The sequence below is a fragment of the Streptomyces griseus genome (assembly GCF_900460065.1).
Lineage (GTDB): Bacteria > Actinomycetota > Actinomycetes > Streptomycetales > Streptomycetaceae > Streptomyces > Streptomyces griseus.
This window is the reverse complement of record NZ_UAVD01000036.1, coordinates 107956-124508: the sequence shown is the minus strand read 5'-3', so window position 1 is coordinate 124508 and position 16553 is coordinate 107956. Positions and strand designations below refer to the sequence as shown.

Below are 16553 nucleotides of genomic sequence, written 5' to 3'. Positions count from 1 at the left end.
CACCTCAGCAGCAGGGCAGGGGAGAGCCATCAGTGCAGGTGATTCCGGAGGCAGCGGTTCCAAAACCGGACCGTCCGTCGTGAGGCGGTACCACGTAATCCCCTGACTGGTATGGATGACGGCCAGCCCTGAAGGGCGTCCGGCGAGCCGAGTGCACAGCCACCTGAGCATGCGCTGTTCGGCCTGCTGCGAGTGTTGCTTGGGCATGTGGGCGATGAGAGGTTTGGGGAACTCATCCAGCGCCTCGGCGAATCGCCTGGCGCACTGCTGGCCAAGCGCTTGCGCTGCTCTCACGTTGACAGACCTCGTACGGGCGCCATACTTGCCGTTGACGATCCTGCTTGGATGTGGTATCGGCTCTGTCGTGGCAATTCGTAGACGGTCACCGAGAAGAGTGATCCATCTATGTCGGTACCACGGAACCTCTGAGCCCATCAGTTCAAGCACGCATATGGTCCGAAGTGGCAGCCGTCCGGAGGTACCGACGATGAAAATGGGTTCGTCACGCGGGATGCGTATCTCGTCAGCGTTGCTCATCTGTGACTCCTGACGGTGCCGTTGCCTAAGAGGCTAGGTGTTGTGGCGTCACCAAGGTTGCCTGTGACGCCTGTTGAGACCACCATACGGGCCAGTCGCGAGCACACGAGGTCACTTTTTAGCTCAGGAAACATAGATACGCTTGTTGCTGTACGCGGCATGTGGGAGTTGTACGTGGCGCTTGTACGTCCCTTCAGCTCAGGTTGCTCTTGGCTTTGGGGTAGTTGTCAAACACCTGGGGGAGAGGATTCATCCCGAGCTTGTCCAGATGCGCCAAGGCGGCGGCGACATCCGCGACTTCGCCCAGAACGCTGTCGCGCTGGATGACCCATACGAACTCATTCTCAGAAGTCGGCAGCGTTCGCGGCAGCGTGGAGAGCCCGAGCCTGTCGAACTCCTCACCGATCTGTGCACACAACTCCGCGCTCAGCCGGGCTCGTTCCGGTGCAGCGTGCTTCTTGATGAAGTGCATGGAGAGGCGCTTGATGCCGTGGTCGACCTCGACCGCGTGCTTGATAATTGTGAAGTCCATAACTATGTAGCTTACTGAGTTAATAATGGAGTTGGGAAGTCCTGATGTGGAACCGTGACGGTGGAAGGGGCAGTCCGGGGACGACCCTCCGGTGACACGGAATGTAGGTCAGCGTGAGCGGGCATGATCAGCGTGAGGCGCCCATCGCCATCAGCGCCATGCTGCTCATCCACGGCTCGACAACTGCCCGAGTAGTGCGCTCCCCGACGCTGAACCCTCACTCGCGCGGCGTGCCGGGCCTTGGACTATGTGGTCAACGCTCTCGCGGTGCTCCGATGAGACGAGTACCTGAGCGACGTAGGGATCGTCGCGTCTGGTTCGACGAGATCGCCGGCGTGGAGGGTAAAGGCATGCGCGCTGCTGTCTTCGACCGCTGCGTCGAATTCTTCGGTGACGGCCCCATGCTCTGGTCCTACGAGCGAGACGCCGCCCGATGGGGGCAGCCCCACCGGCCATCGCGTGGATGTCGTCAAGACTGCGCTGCGCGTCCGCGCCCTGCAGGTGGGGGCGCCACGCCCTCCATGTCCAGCATTCCTGCCGCGAGCTCACCTACACGGTCCCCTGTGACTGATGCCAGTCGGCGCTACGCCATGCGGATCAGCTACCGGCGCCGACAGTGACCACGGGTAACGGTCGCCGCCCCGCCTTTCAGCCTGCCGCGAATCACGGTGGCTGTGGTGCGCTGGGCTGACAGCGGACACGCCCGCGCGGCCACCGGCCTACAGGGTGCCAGGGGCGAGGGCGGCCGTGCTTTGAGCGCTCAGCGCGGCCTTGTAGGGGATTCTGCGGAGTAGCCGTTTGGGAGCCGGGTTCCGAGATCGGCTCCCAAATGGCTCCCAAGACGTCCCCAGAAACGAGTCAGGGGCCTGATCCACTAAGTGGATCAGGCCCCTGACCTGCTATTTCAGCTGTCGGGGTGGCGGGATTTGAACCCACGACCTCTTCGTCCCGAAGCAACTCGGGGAGTGCTCGACCTGGGGCCCGGGGTCCTCTGGCCTGGGCTGATCATCCACCGGCATCCGTGGTTGTCCGCAGCCGGCTGCCTGCGTTGTCACGCAGTTAGACACTCATCGGGACGCTGGCTCCTACCTGACTCTGAGTCTGGGATCACTGATCAAGATCGGCCTCCGAGGCAGCGGCGGAGAGCAAGTCTGCCCACTCGTATTGACTGTCTTTTCCACAATGGAAGTCTTTCAGCCGTTGAACGAGTAGCTGAGGAAAAGACTGGAGGCACTGCTCAAGCGGGAAGGGTGACCACTGGATGGCCTCTTCTAGTAGTCGCTCTGGATCGGTGATAACCCTCAAAGTGACACCGTTACGGTCCTGCGTCTTTTGTGTGAGTTCCTCAACTTCTAGGTCTGCTTGGTTAGGATCTACTGCGACGTACAAGCCTTTACCGATCCCTGCCGCTGCTAGACGTTCAGCGAATTGCAGAATTTCGCTTTGCGTGACCACTTTCTGTTTTGCTTCTGCGCTCAATACGACAGTTGTGTTTTTTGATTCCTTGGTCGATTCATGTTTTTCAGGGAAGGGAATTAGCAAGTCCGCGCCGTTAGGTTCTTCTGTGATCTCGATCGCCACGTCGCCTGGGATTTTTCGGCTAGGGTCGTTGATCGCGTCAGCGCGAACCATTCCTGGATGCACGAGGTCCAGGCAGGCTGCCACCAAGGCTTGACCCCGGCGACCTCCCTCGCGGTTTTTGTTAATAAAATCTCGCGTCAGCCCGCTCAGTATGGGAAGCGTCAGAATGCTTCCCGCCAGCGTAAGAACGGTGGCCTTATTGCCGTCCTCGATCCGTACCCGTAGGAAGGCGGCAAGGGCGTATAGTGCGCTTTCTCCTTCCAGGTAGTCGGCAGCTTCGAGGCATTGAATCAAGAACTCGAGTTCACTTCGGGCTGTGGGCTTACTTTCTGGAATTAGATCTTTAATCACCTGCGCCTTGGAGAAGAAAGGCTGATTGTTTAGCGGTTCAGCCCCGGTTGTCCGGAGGTCGATCTGATGCTCGACACACATCGGCACCAGTACGCCCTTGGCCACGCCACGGGCGGAGTAACCGCGGTGAACCGCGGTTTGGAGGGCAAGAGCGTTGATGTCTTTGTTGGTTGCTTTGGCTAGCAGTGCTGTCCCCAGAAGGGGCGTGTTCGTTGCGTTGCTAGCGTGCCCAACCTGGCGAGTACGTACGATCCACTCGTTGGGAAGTTCGTCACTTCCAGACTGAGCAAGCGCAAGCGCTTCGAGGAACTTGGCTTGCGCCTGTCCCTTATTTACCTTGAGTACCTTTTTGCCCCCGTGTTGCGGCATGTTTCTCCCCGAGCGTCATGGTCGACTTGGCGTGACGGCGCCCAGGGTCGCACACCTGCCCTCCTCTAGGTACTCTGCGCCCGCAGCTCAACACGCAGCGTGCAGATTCGAGGGTCTCGGCCCTCGATGTCAGTCACGTCTGGCACTCTGTCCTCTGTGACAAGTCATGGCATCGCAATCTCATTGTTCTCCGGCGCCGGCGGACTCGACCTCGGTGTGGAAGCGGCGGGCTACGAGGTACGTGCCGCTGTCGAGCACAACGCCGACGCCGTGGCCACGATGGAGAAGAACTTCTCCCACCTCCAGTCCGAAGTGATCCAGCGAGACATCTTGGAAGTCCCCACAAAGGAGCTTCTCGGCGCCGCTGGCCTCAAGGGTCGTGAGCGTCCAGATCTACTGGTGGGCGGCCCTCCTTGCACCCCATTTTCTAAGTCTGGCTTCTGGCTTGAGTACAAGCGCAAGGGTCTCGATCCCGGAGCTTCCCTGCTGCAGTCCTATACGCGAATCTTGCGCGAAGGAAAGCCGCGTGCCTTCGTCCTGGAAAACGTCTACGCCCTAACGTTTAACAATAAGGCGTCGCGGCCTGCGTATGAGCGTTTGCTCAAGGAAATCGACGAGGCTGGCTACGCATGTGAGTCGAAAGTTCTGAATGCGGCAGATTTTGGTGTTCCACAGGCTAGGCCAAGGCTCTTTTTGATTGGGGTGCCTAAAGGCAAAAAAGTTCCCCAGCATCCAGATCCAACTCATGGCGGAAAGTGGGAGCGCCGCGCCACCGGGACAACGGAGCAGCCTCACGTTACGACGAGTCAGGCGCTCGAGGGGCTGATGGCAGAACCGGAGCCGGGCGAAGTCGTCGCCGGAAAGTACGGTCACCTGTTGCCCGATATTCCCCCAGGGGAAAACTATCTCCATTACACCGAAGAGCGTGGGCATCAGAACCCTGAATTCAAGTGGCGATCGAAGTATTGGTCCTTCCTGCTCAAGTTGGATCCCAATCGCCCTGCTCCCACTATCCAGGCTCAGCCTGGCCCTTATATCGGACCGTTTCACTGGGAGAACAGGCGCCTTCGGGTACCGGAGCTGAAGCGTCTGTTCACTTTTCCCGATGAATTCGAGTTCGTGGGGAAGCGCACCTCGGTGCAAGCGCAGGTAGGCAACTGCGTGCCGCCGCTGCTAGCGGAGAAGGTCGTTGGTTCTGTCGCAGCACAGGTCGACTGATTCTGTCCCTCAGGCGCCTTGCTTTGTGGCCTATACGTGACTTAAATTGGGACACGCTTCCGGCGGACTCAGACCCGTGGTCAACACACCCCCAGCGTCCCGTTGCTCATTGCGAGTGGCGGGACGCATGCGTGGTAGCAGTTCATGCCTGTGCTCTCGGCGCTATAGGGACTCCGCACCAGGACCCACCACTCACCCCAGCTCCCATCCCGTCCGCCTTCGACCCACACACCGTGGAGCGGTCGTGGTTCAGGGCGTCAAGGTGGAGCGCGCCACTGTACGAACGACCTTGACGCCCTGGGCCGCGACTGCTCGGCTCTGCCTGGGTCGAAGGTGGTCGGGATGGGAGCCCCCTCGACGCTCGCCCCGCTCCGGCCGGCACTCGCGAGCGGTGCCCCGTCCATCCCGGAGTCTGAGCGCCCCCGCCGGAGGCATCGTCGTGAAGCCGCGGACTTGGTTCTCGTCTCATGCCCAACGGGCCTACACAGCGGGCGCGCGTCGGCGGCGGCAGCGCCGAGCGGGCCGAAGGCAGGAGCGCGGGCGCAGCCAGAGCCGGGAAGCGCGCCCGGCGGAGCGGAGCGCAGCCGGGTGCCTTGATGAGGTAGAGAAACCTGTAACAGCTCTCGTCGTCAGGCGGGTGCCACGAAGCAGACGGCGTCGACCTGCTTGCCTCCGAAGGTGTGGACGGCCTCGCCGATGCGTTGCCAGCCGAGGCGTTCATAGAGGCGGATCGCGGCTGCGTCCTTCGTCAAGACCTCCAGCACCAAGCGCAGGTGCCTGTCTCGGGCGTAGGCCGTAGCGGCTTCCATGAGGAGTTTGCCGACGGACGCCTTTCGTGCTTGACGCGCCACGAAGAGTCGGGCCAGGACCCCGATGTGGGAGTCGTCGTCACCGCTCTCTTCCCTCCAGAGCCGAGCTACCTCTTCCCCCGGCTGCGGGCTGTTGATGGCGACATGCCCCACCACATGTCCATCGAGTTCCGCGACCCATGCCGCCAGAAGTCCATCTGGAGACAGCCAAGCTTCTGGGTCCTTCACCCCTTCGACTGGGTATCCGTCTGTTTCGTGTACGGCGGTGAGAACCGTTGCCGCCTCCGCAAGGTCACGTGACTCACGCGGGCGAACTGTGGCTGCTGACATGCGCTTCCCCCTCCAGTGCGGTCTACTCAACCGGCAGTTCGTAGAGCAGTCCTGTTTGGTCGGCTCGGTGTACGTACCTGGACACCTCGAACGGCTGCAAGTCCTGATCAAGGCTGGTGTGGAGCACCTCCAGAACCGGCACGCCTGGCAGCAATTGGAGGAACCGGGCTTCCTCCGGCGTCGGCATCCGCGCGCTGATCTCGTCACGGACCCGCGTCATGACGTGACCTAGGTCCTCAAGCCGCCCGTAGATTCCGTCCTTGCCGGTTTTCGGCTGCATGAGCAAGGTGCCCTGCGCCTCGTCCCACCGGAGGTACGTCGAGACGATCTGAACGGGTTCGTCGTCTGCGAAGTAGTGGTTTTCCCGGTGCACGACGCTCTGTTCGGCCGAGGCCACACCGAGGCGCTCCGCCACGTCAAGCGGCGGCGTCTCGCGCTCGATGTACAGCACGTCGATCCTGGGCGTCTTCCCTTGGCGCTGTGCCTCCAGCCGGAACGGGGTTAGCCCGGTCTCCCGGTTCTTGATCGAGTACCGATCACTCCCGAATCTGAACAGCTTCTGCGGCTCGCGGACGAATACCCCCCGCCCGTGCTTGGCAGTCACGAGACCCTGCTCCGCAAGCAGTCGCACAGCCTCGCGTGCCGTGTTGCGAGCGGCTCCGTACTCCTCGGCCAAGACGCGCTCCGAAGGCAACTTCTCACCGGCCGGGATCTCTCCGTCGCGGATCCGTCGGCGTAGTTCTTCCGCGATGCGTCTGCTTGCTGGCTGCTGAGTAGAGGGCTCGGACGAGGTCATGCCGACAGCGTAGCAACTGGCTCAAGCCAGAAGCTTGACGGCGCCTCGGGCAACGTGCTCAACTGGCTTAAGCCAGTAAGTGGCTCAAGCCAGTTGGGGCTGGCGCTTCTCGTGCTGCCCCACGCGATGAGGGAGACGCTCATGCCGTCCTTCAAGATCGATGTTTCGACCGCTGTCGTGTTCGTGGCGACGCCTCCGACGCCGAAGCTCGTGAGCAAGCAGACCGGTGAGATCGCGATCGACCGGGAGACCGGTGCCCCGCTCGCGACGGTGGGTCTGCTGGTCGCGGACGAGGGTGAGGGCAACCTGTACCAGGTGACCGTGCCGAACACGGGTGTCCCGGAGAACCTGGCCCCCGGTACACCGGTCACGGTCGTCGGCCTCAAGGCCCGCGACTGGGAGAACACGTTCAACGGCCAGACCCGGCACGGGATCAGCTTCCGCGCGGTCGCTGTGACTCCGCTGGGGGCCTGATCATGTCGGACCTGTCCACGGTGATCGAGGTTGCGGGGGCCTTATCGGCCGCCGGGGGCCTCGGCTACGCCAAGGCCCGGTCTCCTCGGGTGTTCTGGTCGCTGGTCGGTGCCCCCGTCGCCCGGGTCCGCTTCTCGGTCACGTACCGGGCGACGATGGACGTGTGCGGGCTGACGGTCCAGCCGTCCCGCCTGCGGGCATTCATGGTCCGCAACGTCGCCCGCCAGGAAGTCCAGCCCGTTCCCCCGCAGGTCCGCCGCGTCCGCTACTCCACCACCGGCATGAAGGCGACGCTTCGCCTCCCGGCCGGTCTGGAGCCTGCCGACGTTGCCGCCGCCTCCGAACGGCTCCGCCACGCCTGGGGCGTCCACTCCGTCCACGTGGTCGAGGTGAAGCCGGGGTTCGTGGACCTGCGGATGACCGGCTACGACGTCCTGCGCCGCGTGAAGATGCCCCGCTGCCTGCCCCGCAACATCATCGCCGGTCCGCTGGTCGTGCCGGTGGCGCTGCGGGAGGACGGCACGGCGTTCGTCCGGGACTACCAGAAGGTCCCGCACGCCCTGACGGTCGGCGCGAACCAGTCGGGCAAGTCGATGTATCAGCGCAACCTCATCTCCGGCCTCGCCAAGCTCCCGGTCGGCCTGGTCGGCATCGACTGCAAACGCGGGGTGGAACAGCACGGCTACGCACCCCGCCTCTCCGCCCTCGCGATCACACCGGACGAGGCGGACGGCCTGCTGGAAGCCCTCGTTGGCGAGATGGAAGAGCGCTTCGACCTCCTCAGCTCCCACGGTGTCTCGGACCTGTGGGCCCTGCCTGCGAAGGTGCGTCCGGTGCCGCTGGTCGTCCTGGTCGACGAGGTCGCCGAGCTGTTCCTCGTCGCCGTGAAGAAGGACGAGGAACGCCGGGACCGGATGGTGATGCGGATGATCCGGCTCGCGCAGATGGCCCGCGCCGTGGGGATCTTCCTGGAGGTCTGTGGGCAGCGCTTCGGCTCCGACCTCGGCAAGGGAGCCACCGCCCTGCGGGCTCAGCTCACCGGGCGGGTGGTGCACCGGGTCAACGACAAGCAGACCGCCGAGATGGCTCTCGGGGACATCGCCCCCGAAGCGGTCTTCGCCGCAACCACCATCCCGCCGGACCGTCCCGGGGTCGCGGTGGCCGGGGACTCCTCCGGCGGCTGGTCCCGCATCCGCACCCCCGCCATGACCCCCGCCCAAGCCGTGGCCGTCTGCCACGAGTACGCGCACCTCACCCCGCACCTTGCCGCTCTGGCACCCTTCCGGCCGGCCCTCTCCGCCACCCCGGCCCCGGGCTCACCGCTCCTCAAGCCCAGCCCGGCAACCGGCTAACTCCCGCACCTGCAAGTCCAGTTGGCGTGACTGCTTCGCGCCGGGTCCTTACCCCACCCATGCCCGGAACCGGAAGGAACCACCGCCATGGCAACCCGTCGGACCACCACCAAAACCCCGACCACAACCGCCCCTGCCCCGGTCGAACCGGCCTTGTGTCAGCCGTGCGGCGGGACCGGGAACGTCGCGATCACGGTGCGGGTCGGACGCAAGCGCCGCCCGGTCGGACAGCAGGACGGCCTCTGCCTCAACTGCCTCGGCACCGGCACCAACCCCGACGCCTGACCACCCCTCCCCGCCCGGTGCCCGGCGGCGGCCCATTCCCCGCCCCGGCACCGGCCCACCCCTGAAAGGAGGTGAACCCCTGTGTCCCGCATCCGCATCGACGCCGTACTCATCCAGGCCGTGATCGCCGGTGCCCTGTCCTTCGCCCACCTGCACGACCTGGCCGAAGCCGCCGGGCAGGACGGCTGGAAAGCCTGGGCCTACCCGATCAGCGTCGATCTCCTGTTGGTCGCGGCCTGGCGGCGCATGCGCACGACCGCCGACAACCGCGCCGCCTGGGCCTGGTTCATCATCGCCCTCGCCGCCTCGCTCGGCGCGAACGTCGCCACCGCCGGACTCCTCGACCTCAACGACGTTCCCGCCTGGCTCCGCATCCTCGTCGCCGGATGGCCCGCCCTCGCCTTCCTCGGCGGCACCCTCCTCGTCCACACCCCCACCACCGCACCCGCCGAACCGGCCCCCGTCCCGGCTGCCGCACCGCCGGTTGCCCCGGCCACTGATCCGGTCCCGGACGTGACGGTGGAACGGGCTCCCGAACCGGCTCCGGAACTTCCGCCAGCACCGGCCGCCGAGCCCACCCCAGTGCCTGTTCCGGCTCCTGCCTCGGCGGCGGTTCCTCCGGCATTGCTCGACCACGCCCGGAAGCTGGCCGACGCCCACCGGACCGCGACCGGTGCCCGAATCGACTCGGCCACCCTGCGCGCCCGCCTCGGCGTCCCCGCACCCCTCGCCGACGCCATCACCACCCAACTCGCCTAACACGCAAGGAGGTTCATGCGATGCCGCGCCCGAACCGCTTCACGAACGTGGTCCGCTTCGGCCCCGTTCAGGTCGGCACCTACTACGACGGCCGGGGCCGCACCAAGCACGTCGCCGCCTGCACCGCACCCCGCTGCGACTTCTCCGCCGACTACCACGGCCGTCCCGCCGCCGAACTCGCCGCCCGCACCCACCGCTGCAACCCCTGACAGGAGGCCCCGCCCGTGTTCACCCCGAAGATCCCGCCCCCGGACACCGCACCCACCCCCGGCACGTCCCTCGTCCCGCCGCTCACCGGCCTCGTGCATCCCCCGGCCTGCACCTGCCACCACACCCCGAGCGCCCCGGCCCCGGTTCCGGCTGCTCCGCCCGCCCGGCCGGCCGTTCGGTTCACCCCGGGCTCGCTCCTCGTCGTCGCCGCCGCCGGGACCGCCGTAGTCCTGGTCGTCGGGACGGTCCTGGTCTCGATGCTCCTGGCGACCGCGATCACCGCCACCTCGGTCGCCGTGTGCGCCGTGGTCCTGCGCTCGCTGCTCAACAGCCCGAACAACCGCTAACCGGCCCCCGGGGCGGCTTCCACCGCCAAGTTTCCGCCGTCCCGGGTGCCCACCACTTCCAGATCCAACGGACCCGAAAGGGAGATCCCATCATGCCCCAGCCCATGCCGCCCCGGCCGATCTGCGGCCACTGCGACAACTTCCCCACCGTCACCATCACCACCGGCCAGACCACCCCCGACGGGCAGCGCCAGACCATCACCGCGAACTGCCCCGCCTGCCACGGCACCGGCCACACCACCCCCGCCCGCGCCTTCGTCCGCACCGGCCGGTGAGCACCATGGCCGACCTGACCCCCACCCCCGACCGCCCCGGCCTCCACGTCAGCAAGCCCTCCCCGAACACCCCCGCCACCGGCTCGGCCGTCTGCCACTGCGGGGCCACGACCACCGCGACGGGCGACAGCCAGGTCAAGGCCCTGGTCGAGGGCTACGCCGCGAACCACGGCCCGGCCCACCGCAACGGTGGTGGCCGCCGATGATTACCAACCGGCTCCGGGTGCTGGACCTCTTCTGCTGCCAGGGCGGTGCCGCCATGGGCTACCACCGAGCTGGCTTCGACGTGACCGGCATCGACCTGGCCCCCCAGCCCCGCTACCCCTTCCGCTTCATCCAGGCCGACGCCATCGACTACGTCCGCGAGCACGGGGCGGAGTTCGACTTCATCCACGCCTCGCCCCCGTGCCAGCGCTACAGCCGCGCCCAGAAGATCCAGCACCGCGACCACCCCGACCTCATCGCCCCCACCCGGGCCGCCCTCGAAGCCACCGGCCGCCCCTGGGTCATCGAGAACGTCGAAGAAGCCCACCGCGAACTCCGCGACCCGGTCACCCTGTGCGCCGCCACGTTCGGGATGCGGACCTACCGCCACCGCCTCTTCGAAACCGGCGGCACCTTCACCTTCACCCCGCCCCGCCACCCCGCCCACTGGGCACCCCTGACCAAGATGGGCCGCCCCCGCGCGGCCGGCCACTTCGCCCACTACGTCGGCAACTTCAGCGGAGTGCAGGAAGCCCGCACCGACATCGGCGTGCCCTGGATGAACCGCGACGGGATCCGCGAATGCATCCCCCCGGCCTACACCCACCACATCGCGACCGCCCTGCTCGCCTCCCGCCTGGAGGTGGCCGCGTGAGCGACACCGCCACCACGGCGGGCCTGGACCCGGCCACCCTCACCGACCTGCTGAGGGTGGCCGGGTCTCCCGGCTTCGACCGCCTCACCGAACAACTCCGCCGCACCGGCGGCTGCTCCCAGCCCATCCACCTCACCGGAGCAACCAAAACCATCGACCGGGCAACCGGCACCCTGCTCCACCACTACTCGACGGACGCCGAGCCCGGGGGTCGCCTGCGGGTCGCCTGCGGGTCGCCTGCGGCAACCGCCGCGCCTCCCGCTGCCCCGCCTGCGCCTGGACCTACGCAGGCGACACCTACCACCTCATCCGCGCCGGACTCACCGGCGACCCGGACAAGGGCACCCCCACCACTATTCGGGATCACCCCCGCGTCTTCGCGACGCTGACGGCCCCGTCGTTCGGTCCGGTCCACAACCGGCCCGGCACCCGGCCCTGCCGCTGCGGTGTCCGGCACGCTGAGGATGCCCCGGAGCTGGGCACGCCGCTGGACCCGGACACCTACGACTACGCGGGGGCGGTGCTGTGGAACAACCACGCCTCCGACCTCTGGCGCTACTTCACGATCTATCTCCGCCGCGAAATCGCCCGCCGCGCCGGACTCACCCAGAAAGCCGCCCGCGAACAGTCCAAGGTGTCCTTCGGGAAGGTCGCCGAGTACCAGAAGCGCGGAGCCGTGCACTTCCACGCCGTGATCCGCTTCGACGGACCCGAAGGCCCCGACACCCCGCCACCGGCCTGGGCTACCCATGACCTCCTGGACGACGCGATCCGCGCCGCCGCCGCCCGCGTCGAGGTCGACGTGCCCGCCAACCCGGAAGCTGGGTTCAACGAAGGCTGGACGCTGCGGTGGGGCACGCAGCTCGACGTGCAGCCCATCGGAGCGTTCGGCAACGGCGAAGACCTCACCGAACAGGCTGTCGCCTCCTACGTTGCCAAGTACGCCACCAAAGCCGCCGAGACGACCGGCACCGTGGACCACCGCGTCGGCAACAAGGAAGCCCTGGTGCTGCTCAACGTTCCCGAGCACCCGCGCCGGCTGATCGAGGCGTGCCTCGACCTGCATCACGCCTACCCGGAACGCAAGCTCCGCGACTGGGCCCACATGCTCGGCTTCCGCGGCCACTTCTCCACCAAGTCCCGCGCCTACTCCACCACCCTCGGAGCACTCCGCCAGACCCGCGCCGACTACCGCGCCGCCGAACAACGCACCGCACTCGGCCTCCCCGACCCCGACGACCACCCCGAAGCCACCACGCTCACACTCGCGCACTGGACCTACGCCGGAAACGGCCACACCCCCGGCGAATCCTGGCTCGCCGCCAACATCCACCGCGACATCCAACACAACCGCGAAACCGCCCGCGAACACCGAGCCGAACTGCTGAGCCCTGAGGAGGAATGGTGACCGTACTCGACATTGGGGGACCGGCGATCCCTCCGGCCCTGTACCGCGTTCCCGATGCTGTGAGGGTGCTGGGGCTGAGCCGAAGCGTTGTCTACGACTTGATCCGTGCTGGTCGTCTCCGAACCGTCAAGGAAGGGCGGACCCGCCTCGTTCCGGCTTCCGCCATCACTGACTACGTTGCGCTCCTGGAGCGGGAAGCTGGGGCTGAGCAGTGACTAAGCGGCGTAGTCGTGGTGACGGTGGGCTGCACTGGGATGAGAAGCGGCAACGTTGGATTGCCACGGCCAGCCTCGGCTATGACCCCAGCGGCAAGCGGATCGTGAAGCGGGCGAGCGGCAAGACCAAGACTGCGGCCAAGGCCAAGCTGAAGGAGGTGCTGCGGGACTTCGAGGATGGCCTTGCCATCGCGCCAACGGGCTACACCGTCAGGGACGCGGTGACGGATTGGCTTGCGTACGGGCTCTCGGGCCGCGACAAGTCGACCGTCGAGACGAACACGACCCTCTGCAACACCCACGTGATCCCTTCCCTTGGCGCCCGGAAGCTCCGGGACTTGAGCGCTGATGACGTCGACAGGTGGCTTGCGGACAAGACCAAGGTCCTCAGCACGCGATCGCTGGAGGCCATCCGCTCGTGCCTCAACCGTGCGGTCAAGCGAGCCATGGCCAGGGACAAGGTGAAGCGCAACGTCGTCGAGCTGTGCTCGGTCCCCGCCGGCCGTCCCGGTCGGCCGTCCAAGTCGCTCACGCTCAAGCAGGCAGACGCCGTGCTCGTGGCTGCCGAGGACTCACCGCTCTACGCGTACGTCGTGGTCTCGCTCCTCACCGGTGGCCGTACCGAGGAGATGCGTCCGTTGCGCTGGGATCATGTCGACCTCGACGGAGATCCGACCGTCACCCCGGAGATCCCGCCGCACATCGCCGTTTGGCGCTCGGTCCGCAGCTCCGGCGACACCAAGACGAGGAAGTCCCGCCGTACACTCGCGCTGCCGGGTCGGGCTGTCGACGCGCTCAAGGTCCAGCGTGAGCGTCAGGGCTGGCAGCGTGTCGCGGCTGGTGATCAGTGGCAGGAATCGGGGCTCGTGTTCACTTCGGCGGTCGGCACGGAGTTGGACGCGGCGAACGTCCGGCGAGAGTTCCGCAAGGTCTTGGCTGGGGCCGCGCAGATGCCGGGCGTCGACCTCAAGCCCCATGAGTGGACCACCCGGGAAACCCGGACGTCGTTCGTCTCGATCTTGTCCGACCGAGGCATCCCGCTCGAAGAGATCTCCCGGCTGGTGGGCCACTCCAGCACGGCCGTCACGGAGGAGGTCTACCGGAAGCAGATCCGCCCGGTGATCCAGACCGGCGCGACGGCCATGGACGGCATCTTCGGTACTCCTGCGCCTCCGGAGCGGTAGTCACGCAGATAGACACGCACAACGCCAGAGGACCGGTACTGAAATCAGTACCGGCCCTCTGACCTGGTGCTTAGCTGTCGGGGTGGCGGGATTTGAACCCACGACCTCTTCGTCCCGAACGAAGCGCGCTGCCAAGCTGCGCTACACCCCGATGTCCACCGGTCTCCCGGCGACATCGATTACTTTAGCCCACCGGCGGCCGGAGGCGAAATCCGGTTTCTCCGGTGCTGGAACCACCCCGCCACGTTCGGCCGGAGGTGGTCCACGGTGGTGATCAGGACGGCCAGGGCGGCGAAGAGGAGGCCGAGGGCGAGGGCCTGGGTGAGGGTGCCGGCGTAGCCGTACGTGTCGACGTCGAGGAACGGGTACGGGTAGCGGGCCCCGGCGTCGGGGGAGAGCAGGGCTCCGCGGGCGAGGACGAGGGCCAGGTAGGCCGCGGGGGCGGAGAGCCAGAGGGGGATGTGGGCCAGGCGCAGGGTGCGGGGGGAGGTCAGCAGGAGCCAGTCCGCGGCGACGGCGGAGGGGGTCGCCGTGTGGAGCAGGAGGCTCGCGGTGGCGGACCAGCCGCCGCCCGGGGCCGGGCCGCCGTGGGAGGCGTTCATCGGGGGGCCGCCGTGGTTCACCAGCACCAGGTGGTGCATCAGGGCGGTGACCGCGGCGAGCAGGAGTACCCCGCCCCACAGCCGCGGCGACAGCGGTGGGCCGCCTCGCCAGGAACGTACGGCCGACCACGCGAAAGCCCCCGCGACCAGGAGGTTCGCCAGGACCGTGAAGTGGATGAGCGCGGGTGGCGCCGCGTGGCCGGTGGCCAGCGTGATGACCGGGCCCGCGGCGGCGGCTCCGCACGCGGTCGCGCGCAGGGCCGCGGCCCAGGGGCGGCGGCGCGCCGCGGGGTCCGGGAGCACCTCTGCCGCCCGGGGGCGGGGGAGCAGGGTGGTCCGGGGCGGGGTCATGATGCGTACCGTAAGCGGGTGGGAAGACCCTCGCGACTCGCCGGCCGGCGTGCTGCGGGCCGCCTGCCCCCGCCCGCGTGCACCGCCCCGCCTGCCTCTGCCCCGCCGGATCCCGCCCCACCGGGGTCCCGGCTCAGGCCTTCGGTGTCAGCGTCAGCAGGGTGACCTCGGGCGGGCAGGCGAAGCGGACCGGGGTGTAGCGGTTGGTGCCGCAGCCCGCGGAGACGTGGAGGTAGGCGCGCCGGTCGCCGACCGTGTGGCTCGACAGGCCCTTCACCCGGTCGGTGTCCAGGTCGCAGTTGGTGACCAGTGCCCCGTAGAACGGGATGCACAGCTGTCCGCCGTGCGTGTGGCCCGCCAGGATCAAGGGGTAGCCGTCGGCCGTGAAGGCGTCGAGGGAGCGCAGGTACGGGGCGTGGACCACGCCGATGGAGAGGTCGGCTCCGGTTTCGGGGCCGCCCTGGACCTCGGCGTAGCGGTCCCGCTTGATGTGCGGGTCGTCCAGACCGGTGAACGCCACCTCCAGGCCGTCGAGCTTCAGCCGGCCCCGCGTGTTCGAGAGGTTCAGCCAGCCCGCCTCGTCGAAGGCGTCGCGCATCGGCTCCCACGGGTTGTGGACGACGCCGACCGCGGGGGCGTTGCCGTTGAGGCCGTGCTTGCCCCGGGCCTTCTCCAGGAGGTAGCGCGCGGGGTTGCGGAGCTTGGGGCCGTAGTAGTCGTTGGAGCCGAAGACGTACACCCCCGGGAACTCCATCAGCGGGCCGAGCGCGTCGAGCAGCTCGGGCACGGCCTCCGGGTCGGAGAGGTTGTCCCCCGTGTTGACCACGAAGTCGGGGCGCAGGCCGGCCAGCGACTGGAGCCAGGCACGCTTCTTGCCCTGACCGCTCACCATGTGGATGTCGGAGACCTGGAGCACCCGCAACGGGCGTGCTCCGTGCGGGAGTACGGGAACGGTGACCCGTCGCAGGCGGAACGAGCGGGCCTCGAACCCGGCGGCGTAGGCGAGTCCGGCGACGCCGACCGCCGCGCCGACTGCCGTGACTTTCAGGGGTACTCCGTAGCGTGCGCGCATGCGCCCATCGTCGCAGAAGCGGAACGGTGAGCGGAAAACCGGTCGGGCGGCCGGGGGAACCGGTGGGGCGGCCGGGGGAACCGGGTGGGGTGGTCGGCAAACCGGTGGGCGACTCCGGCCCCGCACCTGTCACAATCGCGGCATGACCACGCTCAAGTCCAAGCTCAAGGAAGACCTCCACACGGCCATGAAGGCGCGTGACGAGCTGACCTCGTCCACCCTTCGGCTCACCCTCACCGCGATCACCAAGGAAGAGGTCAGCGGCACGTCGGCGCGCGAGCTCTCCGACGACGAGGTGCTGAAGGTGATCGCCAAGGAGGCGAAGAAGCGCCGTGAGGCGGCCGAGGCCTTCGCCCAGGGTGGCCGGACCGAGCAGGCCGAGCGGGAGAAGGCGGAGGGCGAGCTGCTCGACGGCTACCTGCCCAAGCAGCTCTCCGACGAGGAGCTGAACGCGATCGTGGCGTCCGCCGTCGAGGAGGCGAAGGCCGCCGGCGCCGAGGGGCCGCGCGCGATGGGCGCCGTCATGAAGATCGTCAACCCGAAGGTGGCCGGGCTCGCCGAGGGTGGCCGGGTCGCGGGCGCGGTGAAGAGGCTCCTCGCCGGCTGAGACACGCGGCAGGGACGGAGAAGACAAGGG

19 protein-coding genes, 1 tRNA gene and 1 pseudogene are annotated in these 16553 nt (G+C 67.3%); 14 read left to right on the top strand and 7 right to left on the bottom strand.

Annotated elements, in window-relative coordinates; genetic code table 11:
- Positions 1 to 730: 730 nt before the first annotated feature.
- The gene (locus tag DTB53_RS26330) at positions 731 to 1069 is read right to left on the bottom strand and encodes a hypothetical protein (RefSeq protein WP_012379837.1); all 339 of its coding nucleotides are present in this window, start codon (positions 1067 to 1069) and stop codon (positions 731 to 733) included.
- Positions 1070 to 2176: 1107 nt separating this feature from the next.
- Positions 2177 to 3370, bottom strand: a complete 1194-nt coding sequence (locus DTB53_RS26325) for a restriction endonuclease, SacI family (protein ID WP_012379836.1) — start codon at positions 3368 to 3370, stop codon at positions 2177 to 2179.
- Positions 3371 to 3526: 156 nt separating this feature from the next.
- On the opposite strand from DTB53_RS26325, the gene DTB53_RS26320 reads away from it, so the two are divergent.
- Positions 3527 to 4588 carry a DNA cytosine methyltransferase gene (locus DTB53_RS26320; RefSeq protein ID WP_236586392.1) on the top strand — a complete coding sequence of 354 codons (1062 nt, stop codon included), beginning with the start codon at positions 3527 to 3529 and terminating at the stop codon, positions 4586 to 4588.
- A 629-nt stretch (positions 4589 to 5217) separates the two neighbouring features.
- Here DTB53_RS26320 and DTB53_RS26315 read toward each other — a convergent pair.
- A complete protein-coding gene (locus DTB53_RS26315) occupies positions 5218 to 5727 on the bottom strand; it encodes a GNAT family N-acetyltransferase (RefSeq protein ID WP_012379834.1) in 510 nt (169 codons plus the stop codon).
- Positions 5728 to 5749: 22 nt separating this feature from the next.
- Positions 5750 to 6523, bottom strand: a complete 774-nt coding sequence (locus DTB53_RS26310) for a GntR family transcriptional regulator (RefSeq protein WP_012379833.1) — start codon at positions 6521 to 6523, stop codon at positions 5750 to 5752.
- A gap of 141 nt (positions 6524 to 6664) precedes the next feature.
- Here DTB53_RS26310 and DTB53_RS26305 point away from each other — a divergent pair, with 141 nt between their 5' ends.
- From DTB53_RS26305 to DTB53_RS26250, 12 genes and pseudogenes are all read left to right on the top strand, one after another.
- Positions 6665 to 6997: an SCO3933 family regulatory protein gene (locus DTB53_RS26305; protein WP_007452857.1), complete on the top strand. Its 333-nt coding sequence runs from the start codon at positions 6665 to 6667 to the stop codon at positions 6995 to 6997.
- A gap of 2 nt (positions 6998 to 6999) precedes the next feature.
- The gene (locus tag DTB53_RS26300; RefSeq protein ID WP_012379832.1) at positions 7000 to 8349 is read left to right on the top strand and encodes an FtsK/SpoIIIE domain-containing protein; all 1350 of its coding nucleotides are present in this window, start codon (positions 7000 to 7002) and stop codon (positions 8347 to 8349) included.
- 87 nt (positions 8350 to 8436) lie between these two features.
- Positions 8437 to 8634, top strand: a complete 198-nt coding sequence (locus DTB53_RS26295) for a hypothetical protein (RefSeq protein ID WP_012379831.1) — start codon at positions 8437 to 8439, stop codon at positions 8632 to 8634.
- A gap of 81 nt (positions 8635 to 8715) precedes the next feature.
- Complete coding sequence (locus DTB53_RS26290) at positions 8716 to 9393, top strand: DUF2637 domain-containing protein (RefSeq protein ID WP_012379830.1); 678 nt, start codon at positions 8716 to 8718, stop codon at positions 9391 to 9393.
- A gap of 20 nt (positions 9394 to 9413) precedes the next feature.
- On the top strand, positions 9414 to 9602 hold the full coding sequence (locus DTB53_RS26285) for a mobile element transfer protein (protein ID WP_012379829.1): 189 nt from the start codon (positions 9414 to 9416) through the stop codon (positions 9600 to 9602).
- Between the two features lie 15 nt (positions 9603 to 9617).
- Entirely contained in the window at positions 9618 to 9950 is a 333-nt protein-coding gene (locus tag DTB53_RS26280) for a hypothetical protein (RefSeq protein WP_012379828.1), read from the top strand.
- A gap of 92 nt (positions 9951 to 10042) precedes the next feature.
- Positions 10043 to 10225, top strand: coding sequence for a hypothetical protein (locus tag DTB53_RS26275; protein WP_012379827.1), 183 nt, complete (start codon positions 10043 to 10045; stop codon positions 10223 to 10225).
- Positions 10226 to 10230: 5 nt separating this feature from the next.
- Positions 10231 to 10431 (top strand): hypothetical protein, encoded by a 201-nt coding sequence (locus DTB53_RS26270; RefSeq protein ID WP_042496586.1) that lies wholly within the window; start codon positions 10231 to 10233, stop codon positions 10429 to 10431.
- The gene (locus tag DTB53_RS26265; protein ID WP_012379825.1) at positions 10428 to 11084 is read left to right on the top strand and encodes a DNA cytosine methyltransferase; all 657 of its coding nucleotides are present in this window, start codon (positions 10428 to 10430) and stop codon (positions 11082 to 11084) included. The genes DTB53_RS26270 and DTB53_RS26265 overlap by 4 nt, the downstream gene beginning before the upstream one ends.
- Positions 11081 to 12492: pseudogene (gene repSA, locus DTB53_RS26260) on the top strand (replication initiator protein RepSA). The gene DTB53_RS26265 and the pseudogene repSA overlap by 4 nt, the downstream one beginning before the upstream one ends.
- A complete protein-coding gene (locus DTB53_RS26255; protein WP_042496582.1) occupies positions 12486 to 12707 on the top strand; it encodes a helix-turn-helix domain-containing protein in 222 nt (73 codons plus the stop codon). Before repSA ends, DTB53_RS26255 begins: the two are co-directional and overlap by 7 nt.
- Positions 12704 to 13891 carry a site-specific integrase gene (locus tag DTB53_RS26250; protein ID WP_012379823.1) on the top strand — a complete coding sequence of 396 codons (1188 nt, stop codon included), beginning with the start codon at positions 12704 to 12706 and terminating at the stop codon, positions 13889 to 13891. Before DTB53_RS26255 ends, DTB53_RS26250 begins: the two co-directional genes overlap by 4 nt.
- A 77-nt stretch (positions 13892 to 13968) precedes the next feature.
- Here the strand turns inward: DTB53_RS26250 and DTB53_RS26245 are convergent.
- From DTB53_RS26245 to DTB53_RS26235, 3 genes are all read right to left on the bottom strand, one after another.
- A tRNA-Pro gene (locus DTB53_RS26245) sits at positions 13969 to 14042 on the bottom strand.
- A 28-nt stretch (positions 14043 to 14070) separates the two neighbouring features.
- Entirely contained in the window at positions 14071 to 14844 is a 774-nt protein-coding gene (locus DTB53_RS26240) for a Pr6Pr family membrane protein (protein WP_012379822.1), read from the bottom strand.
- A 133-nt stretch (positions 14845 to 14977) separates the two neighbouring features.
- Complete coding sequence (locus DTB53_RS26235; RefSeq protein ID WP_012379821.1) at positions 14978 to 15916, bottom strand: metallophosphoesterase; 939 nt, start codon at positions 15914 to 15916, stop codon at positions 14978 to 14980.
- A gap of 142 nt (positions 15917 to 16058) precedes the next feature.
- On the opposite strand from DTB53_RS26235, the gene DTB53_RS26230 reads away from it, so the two are divergent.
- Entirely contained in the window at positions 16059 to 16523 is a 465-nt protein-coding gene (locus DTB53_RS26230; protein WP_003967460.1) for a GatB/YqeY domain-containing protein, read from the top strand.
- The last annotated feature ends 30 nt before the right edge of the window (positions 16524 to 16553 follow it).